Raw genomic sequence first — 808 nt, 5'->3', positions numbered from 1 at the left:
TATGCCGCGATTTTCCGGCAGGCGCACGACTTTCACCTGTTCGAACCATGTTTCTTCTAATTCCCTGATTACTGCATCGAGTTCTTCCGTCAGCGGACCATCGCAGACCAGGACAAACTCATCCGGCGGAACACTCTGTTTCATCATGCTGAGCGCCGCCCGGTAAAAATAGCTCGGATTTTCCTTTCGGTAAACAGGCATCAGAACGGAATACTTCATATCTAAACTTCTCATATGCCTGCCACCTGCTCCCGGTTTTCGTCGCCTTTTACACGGATCGCCAGTTCTACCCGCCGCGCTACTCCCAGCATCGGCATCTCCAGCGTCACAACCCGTTTCCGGATTCGTTTCCGCACGATCTGTCCCAGCGACTCTCCTAAAATGCCTTCCGCCGACACGATCTCTCCCGCCTCGTTTACCTGTACGAGAAATCGTCTTACCGTATGCTGCGGATCCCCTCGAAGCAGGCGTTTCAAAAATTCTTCCTCCGCCCTTTCCAGCGGTACTGCTTTCTCATCGAGCGGAAGCTTCGCAGAACCCGCCAAAATTCCTATCTTCTGTTTCAGTTCTCCCGCATCATCCGTATCCACAAAGATATATCCCGGAAACATCGGCTCCACACCGATGTGATAAATCCCGCCCATCCGCCAGGACCGTTCTTTAGACAGCACAAAACAGGGCTTATCCGACTCTCCCGAATAAACCCGGTTCAATTTCTCTGCCATCTCAGCTTCTCTTCCTGCAGGCGTTTGTACTGCGTACCACATACCGAGCTTCTTCCTCTCGTTTTTACAGTTTTCGCAGAATA

2 protein-coding genes are annotated in these 808 nt (G+C 51.7%); both read right to left on the bottom strand.

What is annotated here, in order from left to right; genetic code table 11:
- Nucleotides 1-234: glycosyltransferase (locus tag QVO97_RS06765; RefSeq protein ID WP_288189220.1), on the bottom strand; the 234-nt coding region annotated here is incomplete at its 3' end.
- Nucleotides 231-767 (bottom strand): transcription termination/antitermination NusG family protein, encoded by a 537-nt coding sequence (locus tag QVO97_RS06760; RefSeq protein WP_022359610.1) that lies wholly within the window; start codon nt 765-767, stop codon nt 231-233. The genes QVO97_RS06760 and QVO97_RS06765, both read right to left, overlap by 4 nt.
- Nucleotides 768-808 lie beyond the last annotated feature (41 nt).

It is taken from the genome of Clostridium sp. CAG:43 (assembly GCF_000434655.1).
GTDB classification, from domain to species: domain Bacteria; phylum Bacillota; class Clostridia; order Lachnospirales; family Lachnospiraceae; genus Otoolea; species Otoolea fessa.
Note: the sequence above shows the minus strand (reverse complement) of the source record. Positions and strands in the feature narration are given on the sequence as shown.